The 16,687-nt window shown below is 46.4% G+C and carries 15 protein-coding genes; 10 read left to right on the top strand and 5 right to left on the bottom strand.

Going from position 1 to position 16,687, the window contains the following annotated elements; translation table 11 throughout:
• Positions 1-3,359 (bottom strand): two-partner secretion domain-containing protein (locus QUA13_RS26130; protein ID WP_333203209.1); only part of this gene is annotated, 3,359 nt, incomplete at its 3' end.
• 81 nt (positions 3,360-3,440) lie between these two features.
• Here QUA13_RS26130 and rnhA point away from each other — a divergent pair.
• Together rnhA and QUA13_RS26120 are read left to right on the top strand one after the other, a co-directional pair.
• Positions 3,441-4,358 carry a ribonuclease HI gene (gene rnhA, locus QUA13_RS26125; protein WP_333203208.1) on the top strand — a complete coding sequence of 306 codons (918 nt, stop codon included), beginning with the start codon at positions 3,441-3,443 and terminating at the stop codon, positions 4,356-4,358.
• Positions 4,359-5,854: 1,496 nt separating this feature from the next.
• Positions 5,855-6,592 carry a DUF72 domain-containing protein gene (locus QUA13_RS26120; RefSeq protein WP_333203206.1) on the top strand — a complete coding sequence of 246 codons (738 nt, stop codon included), beginning with the start codon at positions 5,855-5,857 and terminating at the stop codon, positions 6,590-6,592.
• Positions 6,593-6,806: 214 nt separating this feature from the next.
• On the opposite strand, the gene QUA13_RS26115 is transcribed toward QUA13_RS26120, so the two are convergent.
• Positions 6,807-7,169, bottom strand: coding sequence for a DOPA 4,5-dioxygenase family protein (locus QUA13_RS26115; protein WP_333203204.1), 363 nt, complete (start codon positions 7,167-7,169; stop codon positions 6,807-6,809).
• 133 nt (positions 7,170-7,302) lie between these two features.
• Positions 7,303-7,530 carry a hypothetical protein gene (locus QUA13_RS26110; protein ID WP_333203203.1) on the bottom strand — a complete coding sequence of 76 codons (228 nt, stop codon included), beginning with the start codon at positions 7,528-7,530 and terminating at the stop codon, positions 7,303-7,305.
• 348 nt (positions 7,531-7,878) lie between these two features.
• On the opposite strand from QUA13_RS26110, the gene QUA13_RS26105 reads away from it, so the two are divergent.
• The 6 genes from QUA13_RS26105 to blaOXA all read left to right on the top strand — a co-directional run bounded on the left by QUA13_RS26105 (position 7,879) and on the right by blaOXA (position 11,935).
• Positions 7,879-8,451, top strand: a complete 573-nt coding sequence (locus QUA13_RS26105) for a hypothetical protein (RefSeq protein WP_333203201.1) — start codon at positions 7,879-7,881, stop codon at positions 8,449-8,451.
• A 232-nt stretch (positions 8,452-8,683) separates the two neighbouring features.
• Entirely contained in the window at positions 8,684-8,818 is a 135-nt protein-coding gene (locus tag QUA13_RS26100) for a hypothetical protein (RefSeq protein WP_333203199.1), read from the top strand.
• 122 nt (positions 8,819-8,940) lie between these two features.
• Positions 8,941-9,729 carry a HipA family kinase gene (locus QUA13_RS26095; RefSeq protein ID WP_333203197.1) on the top strand — a complete coding sequence of 263 codons (789 nt, stop codon included), beginning with the start codon at positions 8,941-8,943 and terminating at the stop codon, positions 9,727-9,729.
• Positions 9,707-10,171, top strand: a complete 465-nt coding sequence (locus QUA13_RS26090) for a DUF3037 domain-containing protein (protein WP_333203195.1) — start codon at positions 9,707-9,709, stop codon at positions 10,169-10,171. Before QUA13_RS26095 ends, QUA13_RS26090 begins: the two co-directional genes overlap by 23 nt.
• 326 nt (positions 10,172-10,497) lie before the next feature.
• Positions 10,498-10,911: an MAPEG family protein gene (locus QUA13_RS26085; RefSeq protein WP_333203193.1), complete on the top strand. Its 414-nt coding sequence runs from the start codon at positions 10,498-10,500 to the stop codon at positions 10,909-10,911.
• Between the two features lie 151 nt (positions 10,912-11,062).
• On the top strand, positions 11,063-11,935 hold the full coding sequence (gene blaOXA, locus QUA13_RS26080; protein WP_333203191.1) for a class D beta-lactamase: 873 nt from the start codon (positions 11,063-11,065) through the stop codon (positions 11,933-11,935).
• Between the two features lie 265 nt (positions 11,936-12,200).
• On the opposite strand, the gene QUA13_RS26075 is transcribed toward blaOXA, so the two are convergent.
• Positions 12,201-12,746: a phosphatase domain-containing putative toxin gene (locus QUA13_RS26075; protein WP_333203189.1), complete on the bottom strand. Its 546-nt coding sequence runs from the start codon at positions 12,744-12,746 to the stop codon at positions 12,201-12,203.
• A 57-nt stretch (positions 12,747-12,803) separates the two neighbouring features.
• Here QUA13_RS26075 and QUA13_RS26070 point away from each other — a divergent pair, with 57 nt between their 5' ends.
• Positions 12,804-13,442 carry a pentapeptide repeat-containing protein gene (locus QUA13_RS26070; protein WP_333203187.1) on the top strand — a complete coding sequence of 213 codons (639 nt, stop codon included), beginning with the start codon at positions 12,804-12,806 and terminating at the stop codon, positions 13,440-13,442.
• Between the two features lie 87 nt (positions 13,443-13,529).
• Here QUA13_RS26070 and QUA13_RS26065 read toward each other — a convergent pair whose 3' ends face one another.
• Positions 13,530-14,594, bottom strand: coding sequence for a TIGR03032 family protein (locus QUA13_RS26065; RefSeq protein ID WP_333203185.1), 1,065 nt, complete (start codon positions 14,592-14,594; stop codon positions 13,530-13,532).
• 403 nt (positions 14,595-14,997) lie between these two features.
• Here QUA13_RS26065 and QUA13_RS26060 point away from each other — a divergent pair, with 403 nt between their 5' ends.
• A complete protein-coding gene (locus QUA13_RS26060) occupies positions 14,998-16,641 on the top strand; it encodes an FG-GAP-like repeat-containing protein (protein WP_333203183.1) in 1,644 nt (547 codons plus the stop codon).
• The last annotated feature ends 46 nt before the right edge of the window (positions 16,642-16,687 follow it).

Raw genomic sequence — 16,687 nt, 5'->3', positions numbered from 1 at the left:
GTATCGGGTGGATTTGTATCGGGTGGATTTGTATCGGGTGGATTTGTATCGGGTGGATTTGTATCGGGTGGATTTGTATCGGGTGGATTTGTTGGTTGATTGGTAGTAACGATCGCACTATTGCCTTGAGTGTAAGAATTTATGAAAGATTGCCCCTGAGTAATCGTACCCAAAGCATTGCTGGCGATCGCCCCAGCAGTACCGTTAGTCGTCGCATCTCCCACCGAAAAAGCCGTCGGCGGATTCACATCGCCCCCGCCGTGGCGGATCGTAACTGTACCGGGTTGAGTGTCGCCAAGAGTCGAGATGCTAACAGGGGTGCCGTTTTGGTCAAAAGTACCCGTCACTCGAACTAAACCGGGAGTTCCTATATTAACGTTACCGCCCGGAGCATTGATCGATGCAACACTGATATTATTTTGAGCGTTAAGATTTACTGTATAAGTGCGATCGACCCTAACAACAGGATTAACATTTATTCGCCCAATTGCGATTTGGTTTCTCGCTAAAATTCCGACTCTTTCAGAAGCACTTATATTGCCAGTGCTGACAGTTCCCCTGCTGCTAGTCGCATCAACTGCAACTCCCTGCAAATCTCCAGAATTTACATTGCCCGAAGCTGTCAAATTGGCATTTCCTGTGGTGGCGTCAGTATTGCCAATATCAATACTTCCCAAATTGCTAGTTACATTAACTCCAACTCCCCGCAAATCTCCAGAATTTACATTGCCCGAAGCTGTCAAATTGGCATTTCCTGTTGTGGCGTCAGTATTGCCAATATTAATAATTCCCGAATTGCTAGTTACATTAACTCCAACTCCCAGCAAATTTCCTGAATTTATATTGCCCGAAGCTGTCATATTAACAGTATTTTCCGTTGCTGTGGCATTTCCAATATCAATAGTTCCCAAATCGCTATTTACATTAACTTTTGTTCCTAGCAAATTCCCTGAAACTACATTGTCAGAAGCTATAACATTAATATTCCCTAGAGATGTAGTATTGCCGAGCGCAATATTTCCCTCAGCGCTCTTGAGTTCCACTGCTCCTCCTAGCAAACTCCCTGCATTTAAGTTGCTGGCTGCTCTCAAAGCAATCGTAGCCGCCGGAGCATTAATGGAATCAACGCTAATATTAGTTTGTGCATTCAGATTTACTGTAGGAATGAAGGGATTAGCGGGATTTGTGGCCACAGGATTAACAGTTATTGCCCCTGTGCTGATTTGCTGTCCTGCTAAAATTCTGACATCTCCGGTAGTAGCGATCGCACCCGTATTAACACTCCCGTTGCTGCTAGCACTGACAGTCGCAGCGGTGAGATTGCCTACCGTTAAGTCTCTAAAAGCTGTCAAATTGATATTCTCGCTTGCTGTAATATTGACTGGTGTAGTATTGGGGGAAATTGTATTGGCATCAGTCAAAACTCCCAGACCCCCAGAGTTACTGGTAATATCAACTTGAGATCCCTCCAAAGTCCCAAAATTGACATTGCCAAAAGCTCTGAGTTCGATCGCCCCGGAAGTCCCAGTATCGATCGACCTCGTTTCTATATTGCCCCCAAAAGTATTCAGACTAATACTGCCGTTGATATCAGCACGAGAAATGTCATTTGTCAATATAATATTGTTGAGAGCTTGAATATTAATAGTCGAACTCGATATCAATTTGCCCCCGACTATCACTGCCCCTTCGCTGCTTTCCAGATTAATTCTACCGCCGTTAATATCTCTAGTTACGATATTTCCCAGCGCTGACAAAATCACCGGCCCGCCTGCAGAAATATTGTCAACCGAAATCAAATTGCTCGATAATAATGAATCTATAAATATTGCATCTTCACCTAAACCGTCAGTACCAGGATTAGCAGGATTGGCCAGATTTTCCACTCCAGCCCGCAGAATTAAAGCCGGACTGCTTGTTAAAATAGCAATATCCGGATCGCCACTTACATTTTCCCTACCCAAGGCAATATCGGGGCCGGTAATTGTAATATCCTCGGCAACAATGCTCCCCTTCGCCTCGACTTTCAGCGAAACTCCGGTATAATCTCCAAAGAAAACATCTCCTTCCGAACTGATAATCGGATCGAATAAACTGACAAAGTTTCCCGGCATTCCCGAGAGATTCCGCACCGAAAAATTGCCCCCCGAAACAAAGTGAGAATCCCCCGAAATAACGCCGTTGCTAACTAAACTCAAATTTCCGCCGCTTTGGAATTGCGCGGGAAGAGACAAGCCGCCGATCGCATTTTGAGTGAGAATATCAATAGTGCGATCGCCCCGAATGTCTAAATTCCCCCCAGCCTTCGCCAAAAAAGGATTCTGGGCGCTGTCTCTCACCCGCACCGCATCCCCACCCAGCAAACTCAAATCCCCCGTAGTTTGCAGCTTAGCGCCTGCTAACGTGAGATTTTCCGCAGCCCATAAATTCGCACTTCCCGCATTCAACTGCGGAAGCCCAGAAATATTAGTAGAAATCGCCACATCCCCAGAATTCACCGGCAAACCAGAACCTACAAGCCGCACAGAACCGTCATCCGCAACCGCAACACCCGCCACCTGATTTTGCCCCGTACCTGTCAGCAACTGCGGCAAAGAAACAGGATTTAAAATCTGTTGAGAATTCCCAAAATTCCCGCCTGTTGCTATTTCCAAACTCAACAAATGCCCCGGTTGGCTAATGCGCAAAACCTGATATCCCGGAACCGCAGCAACAGTAATTTGCCCGCCCGGGGCCGACAACTGCCCGGTACTAACAACCGTACCGCCCAGCAAAGCCAAATTTTGCCCCGGAGTCACAGCTAAATTGCCAGCATTAACAATACTTCCCGGTACAGTCGGACCAAAATAAAAAGCATTTGGCGTACCAACCAAGGCGCTAAAATTATTTGTACCTGCAGCATTAAACCAATTAGAACCAAAACCAACACCAGTAGCAGTAGTTGCAGTAAAAGCCGCCGGCACATTCAAACTCGCGTTCGGACCAAACACAATCCCCGCAGGATTAATTAGAAAAAGATTAGAATTGCCGCCCGTGACAGTAATTAAACCGTTAATTAGCGAAGCGTCCCCGCCAGCAATTCGAGCTAATATATTTTGAATAGCCGAATTAGTCAGAAAATTAGCAATTTGACCTTCATTCAAGCCGAACTGCCCAAAACTGTGAAAAAGATTCGCCCCGTCTCCCGACAAACTGCCGCCGTTGATATCGTAGCGGTTGCCGCTGCGGGTGACAGCAGTACCCGTACCGTCAGCAGCAGGGACTATAGGCTGTGCTTGCGCGAAAGTATTAAAAATTAACAAAGAAAAAGGACAAATAAATAGCCCGACCTTTTTAATCTTTAAGTTGGCATTTTTCATAGCAGCAAGTAAAACTATCTCAATTGCCTTAATTATCGCACTTGCAAAGAACTTACCTCTACATGACACATTAATTCGCTCATGACAATTCCCAAAATCAAAAGCTTGTACACAGACGGCGCTTGTTCCGGCAACCCGGGCCCGGGCGGCTGGGGTGCAGTAGTTTGCTTCGCCGACGGTAACTGTCACGAACTCGGAGGTGCAGACCCCCAAACCACCAACAACCGCATGGAAATGCAGGCTGCAGTCGCTGCCCTCGAATTTTTTGCCAATTCCGGTCAAACCGAACCAGTCACCGTTTACACGGACAGCGAATACGTTAAAAACGGCATCACCAAATGGATTCAAGGCTGGAAAAATAAAGGCTGGAAAACCTCAACGGGCAAAGATGTTGTCAACCAAGACCTCTGGCACCTGCTAGACAAGCTAAATTCCCGACAAATCAAGTGGGAACACGTCCGCGGCCACTCCGGGGACTTCTACAACGACAGATGCGATGAAATCGCCCGCAGCTTCTCGCACAATCTCACTCCCGAACTGCAACAGCAGAAACCAACGGCAGGCGAGACTCAGGCGGGCACTTTTGCAAGCGCGGCTACACCGCCCCTAGGTTCGGAAAACACAATTGTTTGGGAAGAAACGGACGCAACTGGTAACAAAACGATAGAATCCTATGTCATAACTTCTGACCTTCCGAGCTCCAACTCTACCATGATGGATTCAACTGCCGATACCCTGGAGAACTTGCCCCGCGAGGTGAGGGTTCAGGAACTCCGCAATCTCATCGAAACGTTGCACATCGCCGACGAGGTTGCGACGAAAGGCTACTTGATTACCAGTTCTGAACTGGCTGATTTGATGGATGTAAATGCCAGCGCTGTCACCAGTCGCGGAGACAACTGGGTTTGGCGAAATTGGGTAGTTTCTCGCGTGCGGCGCGAGGGCAACCAAATTCTCTGGCAATTAGAGAGAATCGACCACGTTAGTACAACTGATTAGTGGTTAGTCATTAGTTATTAGTTGATTTATAACTGATGACTAATGACGGTCTCAAAGCAAGATTTGTCAAAATTCCGTAGGGACACAACATTGTTGTGTCCTTTTAGTCATCAGTCATCAGTCATTAGATTTGGATTGCAGGCATTCGCTCTCCTGTGTGGAAATTATCTGCCTTACATCTGCGGTTTCCCTATGAGACACCTCCCACAAATAAACTAGGAGTGCGCTCCCTTCAATATTATCTGATAATTTTACCTTAACTGTCATCAGTCAACTTCGGGAAGACAGAAGAAAACATCCCTCAAAAACCACGAGGTTATTGGGTCTAGACTATGACTAACTCCTAAAACTAATTACTCAGGCTAATAATCGGCATAACCAGCAGACAAAAAATTAACATAATTCAAAAATTCGCATCATCAAAAGCGGAGGTTGTCGCACAACTAAACTAGAGATTGCCGATCTGATTCTCCTTACCAAGCCTATAGTTACAGCATCTTCCCACATTTCAAATGTTAAGAGTCCAATTTGGAGTCAGCGAGTCAACACCTAATTATTTTCTCAGCAAAAAAGCAAAGTTTTTAGATAACTGTTGGGTGCTTTTATATTATAAGGTAAAAAATGATTATTAATGGCAATGAGTTATGGAAATGTCAAGTTAGTTTTAGTTAATAGTAGATAGCTCTGAAGAGCCAGTATAAAATATTACAGGCTATAAAGCTCAGAAAAAATACTATTTAGAACAGCAGAAAAGACGCACTTTTAAAATAAAAAAGTTGTGAGATCTTCGGGGAAGGAAAGCGTTGATATAGTAGTTGGATAAACTGAAGCAACGACAGACATAAAAAAATGACATGAGTGAGGCGAAGAATGAAATTACCAGCCAAAAAAATTATGGCATAAAGCTTATGTATGATGCCATGATTCCCTAATTAAAAAAAACTATAAGTTAAGATATTGCTTCGCCTAAAACGCAACAAAAAAAACATAATTATTGAGAAAAATAGTAGTATAACCTCTAATTAGGTAGATGAAAATTTTTTGATTATTAGCAGAGGAATTTTGCTGAAAAGATGAGTATGACGAGCCAGTAATTCTGGTCGTAGGTGGATTAATAAGATGGCGGATTAGTGCCATAGTTCAATGTCCATAAAAATAGCTAAAAATAATAAAATGTAGGCAGTATAATTCGGGCAGTTTTTATTTAAAAATCTTTTTACCCTTATTTAAGCGTTGGTTTATGGCTGCCTACTCCCAAAGTGCAGGCAGCCATAAACCAAGCTGGGAAAGAATTTAGGAGTTTTTGGAGATGTCTAATATAGAAAAGCCTGAGACGATCGCCCAAAGCAGTAAAGTCAGGCTCAGCGTTTAAAGGAGTTCTTAAGAGTTCAACTTGCTCTCTCTATTTTGAGCTGATTGATAGAGTGCGGTAGCGATGCCAGCCGACTAAACTTAAATTCAAACACAAACACAATCTGCATTGGAGTCAAAAGGCGATGAGTGTTCATATTGGCACTTCAGGTTGGAGTTACGACCATTGGGAAGGTGTGCTTTATCCCCACCAGCTACCGCCTCGCTCTAGGCTTGATTGCTATATCCAGCACTATCAAACCGTCGAAGTTAATAGCACCTACTACCACTGGCCACCAAACACTACCTTTGCTAACTGGCGATCGCGCCTTCCCCAAGGATTTCTCATGACCGTAAAAGCGCCCCGCGGTCTAACGCACTCCAAGCGTCTTTACTCGCCAGAAAAGTGGTTGGAACGGATGAGTGAGGGACTTCAATGCTTGGGCTCACGACTGGGTATTCTACTCGTCCAGCTTCCTCCCCAGTTCGGCTGCGACTCGGCCCGCCTAGCCTACTTTCTAGAACAGGTGCCGCGCTGGATCAAAGTAGCTGTCGAATTCCGACACCCAAGCTGGCACAAGGAAGAGGTATTTTCGCTGCTGGAACGCGAAGGAGCGGCTTACTGCGTGATGAGCGGGGCCCACCTCCCGTGTATCCTGCGCGCAACGGGCTCATTCGTCTATGTGCGCCTCCACGGCCCCGACGCCAACAATCTCTACGGCGGCTCCTACTCGGATGATGATTTGCATTGGTGGGCCGATCGCATCCAGGAGTGGGAAAGTCAGGGGCGAAGCGTGTTTGTCTACTTCAACAACGACGGAGAGGGAAATGCAGTTCGGAACGCTTCAAAGCTAAAAACTTTTGTGGAAAACGGTACTTCCTGACAAGCGAAGATTGAGAGCGTTCCCATTCTTTTGGGCACATTCAAAAATGCTTCGCAGTTCCCTGAAGCTGAATTAGTTCGCCGACTGCGTTTTTGGTTGGTTCAATTCCCTACACTTAGCATTTGCCAGCTCGCAAGGGTTTTGCTAGTCACTTCTACCCAACATCAAATCCCCATAGTAAGTGTCAGGGGCAACATTTTCGCCTTGCGATCGATCACAAGCTGGCGTTGGTTGTTCTAGGTCGCAGGAATTCGACATTCAACTCTAATTTCTGTCCCAACCACAAAGAATGTAGAGTGTGGTCTGCCAGATCGTCGCCTGTTTCGGGATGGACGAGAATATCTAACCCCTCGCGATGCAGCATTAACCAAGGAACGACTTTGCCAAATTGCGAGGGTAAAAATGCAACTTGATACATCGCTTGGGGGTGGGGGCCAATGGGTTTGTCATGCCAACGCCCGAGCTTCACCTCAAACTGAGTCAATCCTTCTCGTACACGCGCTGCGGCATCGCGATTATCAGCGTTGAAGTAAATATGTGCGTGAAAACCAACAATTTCGATGGTGTCTTCTTTCATTATTTTCAGTGGGGTATTGAGCGGACATCTGCACAAAACGGCTGTTAATTTCAGGCTAACTTGGTGAACGCCACTTAAGAGGTGTCAGTTGCGGGCATACAAGAGGCAGCGATGGCTCCGCCCCGGCTTACGCCTACGCACTCTTCGGAATTTGGGGCATGGTCGGCGGGTTGGGGTTTGGGTTGGCTTCTCCCAAAATCCGGGTGTTGGTGGCGATCGGCAACAAGTTTGGTAATAGATTAGTCATGGTGACAAGAGAATCCGCCAAGCTTGGCACTCGCTTCCTTCCCGAACTTATGTTAACTCTGAATAAAAACTCGAACAAATTGTCTGCTTTCTTACCCATTCTAGCACTGGGCATTGTTGTAGTCCCTGCACTAGCCGGGAGAGTTGAGCCAACCTCTGTTTCCTGTGACTGTTGACTGTTGACTGTTGACTCGGGGTCGAAAAACTGAATGATGGTTGAGTGTTGACTGCCCTTCTCGATTTTACGCCCGACGATGAAGCGCGGATTTGATTATAAGCTATGGGCGGCATCTCGCAACCTAAAAACAGATTTATAAGGCAGAACGGGATAATCGAGCGAACAAAAGTCAGCCGACTATTTCCTGCGTACAAATACAAAATAAATTAGCATACTGGCGAACGATATTCAAATAACAGCAGAATTAGATAAATGTTTGCAGATATCTAGGAGGAATAGCACTCAATGCGAAAGTTAAACAGTTCAAAGTTGGTCGCCTTACTAATTGGCACAGCAGTCATTTTTTTGATTTTGGTAACATCAGTTAGCGCTCAAGCGAAACTCACAGAGCGAACGAAACTAGCAATTAATGGAATAGGGCCAATTCGGGTAGGTATGACAGTTGATGAAGCGTCACAATCTGCTGGGATTAGATTAATTAGAATTGGGAGTGGTGGTCTTGACGAGTATCAGTGCTCCTACGTTCAACCACAAGGAGAGGCAAAGGGAATTAGCTTTATGGTAACAAAGGGCCGCATTGCCAGAGTGGATATTAGCAGCAAGCGCATTACCACCATCAAAGGAGCTAGAATCGGGGATAATGAAAACCGAATTTTATCTTTATATCCAGGGCAAATTAAAGCAACACCTCATCCTTATGTAAGTGGCCCACCTGACAATGGAAAATATCTAACTTTCGTACCTAAAGATGCGGTTGATAAAAACTACCGCCTAATTTTTGAGACTAGCAAAAATCGTGTAGATAGGTTCCGTTCGGGTAAACTTCCTGAAGTTGAGTATATAGAAGGCTGTTCGTAATAGGCTCAAAAAACTCTTAATCCTGTGACATCCACCTCAACAGCCGACAGCACTTTGGGTTCCATCTCGTACAAATCATTCAGAACAAGCTTGGCATCGGAAAACACGAAATACTCGGTCAAACGATTTTAGATTTTAGATTTGAGATTTGATATTAAAGAATTGAAGCATTGACCCCACGGATAAATTGGGGGGCTCCTTTATCAGATACAGGTTTTTTATTTCTGGACGGATGAATCCGGGGGCTTGTATCCTGGATGCTTTCGGTCAGCGTGGCGCTGCGGTAATTAAACGCTTTGTAGTCGATCGCCCAATCCTTGAAATCTCGATTTCGATCGCCCGCAATAGCCAACAGATGCAAAAATAATTAAAGACTACTTAACATCAGTCCGTGTGAAAAAAAAGAATCCAACTGTAAGCCCGTGCTCCAAACCCTCATAAAATCAGTGATTTCCCATCCAAAAGCTCAAATCGAAAATCGAAAATAGCATGAGTCCCAGCTTGCGAACAGTCATTGCTACCAGGTATGTCACTCCCTTGCGCGAGGGCGGCTCGCTGCCGGCGATCGTCGAAGCAGATGATGATGGTATGTACGTGCTCAAATTTCGCGGTGCGGGCCAGGGAGCCAAATCTCTGATCGCCGAGCTAGTGGCGGGAGAGATTGCTCGCGCCTCCGGGCTCCCAATCCCCGAACTCGTCTTTGTTGAACTCGATCCCGAACTGGCTCGCACTGAGCCTGACCCGGAAATTCAAGATTTGATCCGAGCAAGTGCTGGCCTCAACCTCGCCCTCGACTATCTCCCGGGTTCCATCACTTTTGACCCGATAGCGGGGAAGTCCGATGCGGATCTCGCTTCAGAAATCGTCTGGTTCGATGCTTTCGTGACCAACATCGATCGCACGCCGCGCAATGCAAATATGCTGGTATGGCACCGCCGCCTTTGGCTGATCGATCACGGTGCAGCCCTCTACTTCCACCACACCTGGAAAGATTATCTCTCGCGCAGCCGCGATCGTTTCCCCCCAATCAAAGACCACGTTCTGCTGCGTTTTGCCAGCACGCTGGAAGCGGCAAATTTAAAGATGACTCACAGCCTAACCCCGGACATCATTCGCAACATAGTTAAACTAATTCCTGATACTTGGCTGGTGGGAGATTCTCCTTTCAGCGATAGCAACGAACATCGGGATGCTTATATCGAGTACCTGCTAAATCGGCTAGAATCACCACATATTTTTTTGGAGGAGGCTATTAGTGCCCGATCGATTTCTTTATGATTATGCCATTATCCGCGTCGTTCCCAAAGTCGAGCGCGAGGAGTTTATCAACGTGGGGGCGATCGTTTCCTGCGGTACGAAAAAATTCCTCGAAGCCCGTATCGAAATTGATGAACAGCGCTTGATGGCGATCGACTCAACGTTGGATCTGGAAATGATTCGCAATCACCTAGCAGTCATTCCCATCATTTGTGCGGGCGGCAAGGAATCTGGCGCGATCGGTCAACTTCCCCACAGAGAGCGCTTTCACTGGCTCGTAGCACCCCGCAGCACGATCGTTCAGACATCGCGGGTACACACTGGTTTTTGTCAGAGTCTACCGGGTGCGATCGAACACTTGCTCGATACAATGGTGCGATCGTCAAGCCGAAAACCCTCTGTAAACGCTCGGTTGCTAGCGGTTGGAATTGACACTCACGAGATGCGATCGCACTCTAGTTAGCGTCAGCTTGTCAGTTAGATGCTGCTTTGAGCTTGGTGAGCGATCTATCGACTTCGGAAAACACTCAGAATGTCCGAATTATTCATATCTCTATTCTCGACATCTGCGTGAATCAGCGTCAATCCATTGTCATCTGCGGTTAATACATCGTCTTTTTTTAACCGCAGATGAGGGCAGATAAACACAGATTAACGCAGATGAATTAGATCGAGTCCGGTTGCACGGTCGGTGATTGTTGACTGTTGGCTGGATTTGACGCCCGACCATGCTACAGGATTTGATATAACTTTTATAAAGTCTTAGCCGCAGTTTCGCAAGGTAGAAAGATGATGCAAATTGAACCGACAAATATGACTTTCCCTCTCTGGGGTTTAACAATTTTCATCCTGTGGACGATCGCGGTTGTTATCTTGCTGCTAACAGTCAGGATTCGGCATCTATCTGCGGGCGGATCTGTAAAAGATTTCGGCACACAAAACGACGACAGCTTGCTTTGGCGACTATTTCGAGTACAATCCAACTTGGTAGAAAACCTGCCTTTGTATTTGGGAGTTGTTTTTCTTCTAACAGTTAGGGGTGTTTCAGGAACAGCAGTAGATTTGCTGATTGTTGTGTACATCCTATTTCGGCTTGTACATTCAGCGATTCACATTGCTGGTCTCGATCCAAAGTTTCGGTTCTTCAGCTTACTAATTCAGTTAAGCTGCTTGGTCGCCTTAACTATTATGGCAGTTTTCTAGTTGAGAAAATACGCAATTGCAACCTCTATATAGTAGGGTGCGTCAGGGGCAAACCTTAATTGTTTCTTACACAGCGTAAGTCAGACGCACCTTACAAGTCGATAGCCCCTGTGACATTACTGCCTGTGATTTTGCTAAATTATCGAAGTTTATGAACCGAATATCTCGTGCGATCGCTGTTGTTTTAATTGTATTAGGCTGCATTACTTTTGTTTTACTTCAGCCACCGCAATCAGCCTTAACCGTGCCACCTACAGTGCAAGAATCTCCGCCTCGCGGAGGAGATGTTGCTCAGACAGTGAATTTTGGACGGCACTTTCAAGAACTAGGAGTTGAAGGCTCGATCGCAATTTACGATTTGAACAGCGATCGGCTTTATCAACACAACCCGCAGCGTAACGCCACAGCTTTTTTACCCGCATCTACATTTAAGATTCTCAACTCTCTGATTTCCTTAGAAACAGGGGTGATTTCAGATGAGCTTGCCGTTCTAACTTGGGATGGAATTCAAAGGCAAATTCCCGCATGGAATCGAGACTTGAATATGAGAGAAGCCATAAAACTTTCCGCCGTTTGGTTTTACCAAGTTCTCGCCCGCCGAGTCGGGCACGAGCAAATGCAAAAATGGGTAGCTAAAGTCGGTTATGGCAACCAAAAAATCGGTAACAAAGACGATATTGACAAATTCTGGTTAGAGGGAGAACTGCGAATCACACCCAACGAGCAAATTCAATTTCTCCGCCGTCTCTACAAAAATGACTTACCCTTCTCAGAGCGATCGCTGTCTCTGGTGAAAGACATCATAGTTGTTGAACAAACTCCCGATTACACAATTAGGGCAAAAACAGGCTGGGCAAGCTTTGGAGAACAAACAAAGCCTCAACTTGGCTGGTATGTAGGTTATTTAGAAAAGAATAAAAATGTTTACTTTTTTGCTACAAACATTGACATCCGCAACAATAATGACGCACCTGCAAGAATCGAGTTGACGCGCCGTTGCTTCAAAGATATGGCGCTGCTGTAAGTGCGTTGTTTGTTCTCTAATATTCGCAAAAAGACCAGCGGGGCAGCTAACGGTAAGAGCCAAAACACCGATTTATTTGATACCTGAGTTCGATCGTAGGAAGGCGAGTCTTTTAAATCTTTTAGGACTTACGCAATTGGCCCATATAGCAATCCTTGCAGGAGTCGTAAACTTTTTACCCCACCCCAACCCTCCCCTTACTAAGGGGAGGAAGTAAGAAATTCACAAATGATTTAGGATTGCTATATATATAGTTGCTATCGTGCTATATGTCATTTCTTGCAGCAAGGCGACAATCATCTAAGAGAGCATTAAGTTCTTCAACGACTAGCCAGGGGTTTCGACCTTTAAAACAAGCTACGATTGCTGCTTCATAGGGATTTCTGCCAGTTTTTTTTACTGCTGCGATCGCCTGTTTGTTAGAGAATCCCCGCCCGCTGACCAACCAAGCAGCCAAAACCTGTCCTGTACGTCCGATCCCTCCAGAACAGTGAACTACCACCCGTTCGCCTTTGTTATTTGCAGATTCCAAGAACGGCAATATGCGATCGATTAAAATATCGCGATCGACCACTTCAAAGTCTGCAATCGGCGCCCAGCAAACTCGATCGCACCCAAATATTTTCCGATATGTTGCCAGTAAGTCAGTGTAGCGGATGAGTTGCGTCTGAGCCAGCAAACAGCAAACTTGCTTGATATTATGCCCCTGCATAAATTCAATCCAGCGAGCAATTTCTGCATCGCGGTATCCTGGTCTTGCTGCACCAAACACAATTAATTCATTCTCTGAAGCCGCAGCGAATTTGTGCATACAGTTTTCAATATTTTTACCTATAATTAAGAAAGACGCACAAACCCTGAATCAGCAATGAAAAACAAGAGCTCGATCTCTTTAATGAACTGGCTGCAACCCAAACCAGAAACCGTTTTGCTATGCGACTCAATAGCAGCAGCTTCTGACATGGCATTCATGCTCAACGGTGAGTGGGATGGGTGCAATAGTTTGGTGCTCCCTAAATCCGACAAGGTAGCAATTGAAGCAGCCGCTAGTTTGCTGGAGACATCGTGGTGCTACCAAAATACTTGCGAACCGGTTTTAATTCGGCTTGCAGTTGACGAATTGCTGCGCCGTTATGCGGTTGGAGACAGGTTTTTTATTAATGCTAACTTGCGATGCGCGCAATTGAGCGAACTTTGCTTGGAAAACATTGATTTGAGTTATGCTAAATTGAATTTAGCTAACCTCAGCAGCACTAATTTAAGCAAAGCCAACTTAATGGCAGCACAGATGCCAGCAGCAAATTTGAGTGGCAGCAATTTGAGTAAATCGCAACTTGTGAGGGCGAATTTATCAGGAGCAAATTTATCGGAGGCTAATCTGAAAGGTGCCGATATGAGTTATGCAGATTTAAGCAATGTTTGCTTAACAGGTGCTGACTTAAGAGGTGCAAATTTAGCGAGAACCGACTTAAGAAAAACTTGCTTAGATGGGGCAATTTTTGAGTAATACCAAATCCAGGTTAAATACTCCCTCTCACACCCCGTGGGTAAATTTTGTAAACATTTATCTGCGTACATCCGCCACCATCTGCTGTTAAAGTTCCAGAGTAATTAACTGAGCAATTTCTTCAGTCTGAAAACCTACAGCCATAGGCTTTTGCACTGTCGGAATCACTTGCACATCATAGAGTTCTGTAACAATTCCTTCAAACCGCAACCAGTGAACGATCGCCCCAGTAGTCAAGTCGATCGCCATCATACCACAGCGAGCCTCAGCATCCTTGGTCAGCAACAACTCATCCAATTCTAAACCGCTAAAAGTGTTGTCACCTCCCCGAGGTTTCGAGAGTCCAACAATTGCCCAATTTTGCCAAAAAGCCAGTCCTCGGACATATCCCGGACAAAACGCAATCGCCTCAAATTTCCCTGTGTCTAAATCCACATATCCTAATTCGCCTCTCCCCGAATTCAGCAACCACAATTTGTCTTGATACCAGCGCGGTGAGTGCGGCATTGACAATCCCGTGACGATAATATCGTTAGATTCAATATCAATAACTATACCGCCGTTTTGTCTGCGATCGCGCCAGCCATCCACCACATCCGACTGACTCGACGCCGTGACATATTTCGCCTCCCCAGCTACCATTGCCAAACCGTTGAGGTGACAGCGGTCTTCATTTATATATTGTGAGATAAATTGCGGTTTCCAGAGAGGTTTGCAACTGTGGCGATCGCTCAAAGTAGCGATACAATTAAACAAAGTGCTAATAAAAATGATTTGATTATTTTTATCGACAGCGATATCGTGAATGTCAATATCTCCTGTAGTGTAGCCGATGCGAGGGATATATAATTTATCGTATCCTTGGTATAATTTTCCGGATTCTAAGACATTATCTAATTGCCAGAGTTGATATTTTGAGCTTAAATAGAGGCGTTCCCCTGTGCAGTAAAGTCCCATTGCGCGATCGAATATTCGCCAAAAAGCCGAGATTCTGTTCGTTTCTGGCACAGCACCAATTAACATTAACCTGCTGGTTTGATAGGTAGTGCAAGCGAGGCTGATTTGTTGTTGGGTTAACCAAGATGGAAAATCGCGATCGCCAAAAATCTCGTGTTCGTGGGTTGTATTAAAAGTGGCTTGTTCGTTATTCATAAAATCTATAAAATATTTATTTCGGTAGGGGCGGGTTTTACCGACAATAGCCTAAAACGAACAATCTCGTAAACACGCCCCCACGAACACGTCAAATCCCAATCTACCTCTTTTTAGATACAAGGGGCGGGTTTTACCGACAATAATTGCCTAAATTCCATACTCTCATAAACTCGGCGCGACTTCGACTTTTTATAATTCTTTAAAATCACCCCATAAATATAAAGGTTTTGTAAAGAAGAAGCTCAACCACTGACAGTACACTCGAACCCTGCTAAATTTCTAGTAATTAAAAATCTAGCGCGTCATCTGCCACCTGGTAGAATTACCGCCTCCTAACTCAAATCCGGCTACAGAGCCTTTGCAGCTCAAAAACAAGGCATTCTACTAGAACCAAAAACAGATGAAAACTTTAGTTAAAATTAACCCCCACAAAAATTTTTTTCTTCCCTTTGTTGCTTGCTTTAGCAACGTACAAAAAGAAATAGTCATCCTTGACCCCACAGTACCCGACAGCAACCACATCGCCTCTGGCATCAAACCGGGCACTGCAACCTACATCCTCGAAAGCCAGCCTGATGCCATAGAGCAAATCACCACAGTCCTAGCTCAGCATACAGGCATCGAAGGCCTACACATCATCACACACGGTAGCCCCGCCACCCTGTACTTAGGCACAACAGAACTCAACAGCAGCAACATAGAAAACTACAGCCAACAGTTGCAACAGTGGCGAAACAGTTTCAGCGCCAACGCCAGCATCATCTTATATGGATGTAACGTAGTAGCCGGGGACAGAGGCCACCAATTCCTCACTCAACTCCACCAACTCACAGGCGCAAACATCGCCGGTAACCCCCAGCCTACAGGCAACTGCGATCGAGGTGGCAACTGGGATATCTCTCAACTCATCCCGCCATCCCCCCAAGCACCCAAACTTGCCCTCACAGAAACCACCCTCAAAACTTACAACGGCATACTAGGCTTCGCCCCCCAAGTAGACTTTCCAAGTGGCAGTAGCCCCTCGTCCGTCAGCATCGGCGACATCAACGGCGACGGCAAACCTGACTTAGCTGTGGCGAACAGCGGCAGCAACACTGTCTCCATCCTGCTCAACACGACTGCCGCCGGAGCGGCCACTTCCACTTTCGCCCCCCAAGCCACCTTCGCAACTGGCTCTAATCCCATCTCGGTCAGCATCGGCGATATCAACGGCGACGGCAAACCTGACTTAGCTGTGGCGAACAGCGGCAGTGCCAACGTCTCCATCCTGCTCAACACGACTCCCGTCGGAGCGGCCACTTCCAGTTTCGCCCCCCAAGTCACCTTCGCTGCTGGCTTCCAAACTAGCTATGACACCCTCTCCGTCAGCATCGGCGACTTCAACGGCGACGGCAAACCTGACTTAGCAACGGCGAACTACTTGAGCAACACCGCCTCCATCCTGCTCAACACTACCACCACCGGAGCCGACACCCCCAGTTTCGCCCCCCAAGTCACCTTCGCTGGCAGCCGCCCCTCGTCCGTCAGCATCGGCGACATCAACGGCGACGGCAAACCTGACTTAGCTGTGGCGAACAGGGCTAGCAACACTGTCTCCATCCTGCTCAACACGACTCCCGCCGGAGCTGCCACTTCCAGTTTCGCCCCCCAAGTCACCTTCGCAACTGGCTTTGAGCCCATCTCCGTCAGCATCGGCGATATCAACGGCGACGGCAAACCTGATTTAGCTGTGGCGAACGAGAGGAGCAACACCGCCTCCATCCTGCTCAACACTACCACCACCGGAGCCACCACCCCCAGTTTCGCCCCCCAAGTTCCCTTCGCAACTGGCAATAACCCCTGGTCTGTCAGCATCGGCGACATCAACGGCGACGGGAAGCCTGACTTAGCAACGGCGAACTTCGGCGGTAACCCTTCCACCGTCTCCATCCTGGTCAACACTACCCCCGTCGGAGCCACCACCCCCACCTTCGCCCCCCAAGTTCCCTTAGCAATTGGCGGTAGCTCCTTTACTAGACCTCTTGCGAAAGTGCGATCGTTCTAGGTAAAATAAAAGAAAAAATGAGCTTAATAATATGAATTACGAACAA

It is taken from the genome of Microcoleus sp. S28C3 (assembly GCF_036700785.1).
GTDB lineage: Bacteria > Cyanobacteriota > Cyanobacteriia > Cyanobacteriales > Microcoleaceae > Microcoleus > Microcoleus asticus.
This window is presented reverse-complemented; position numbering and strand designations above follow the sequence as displayed.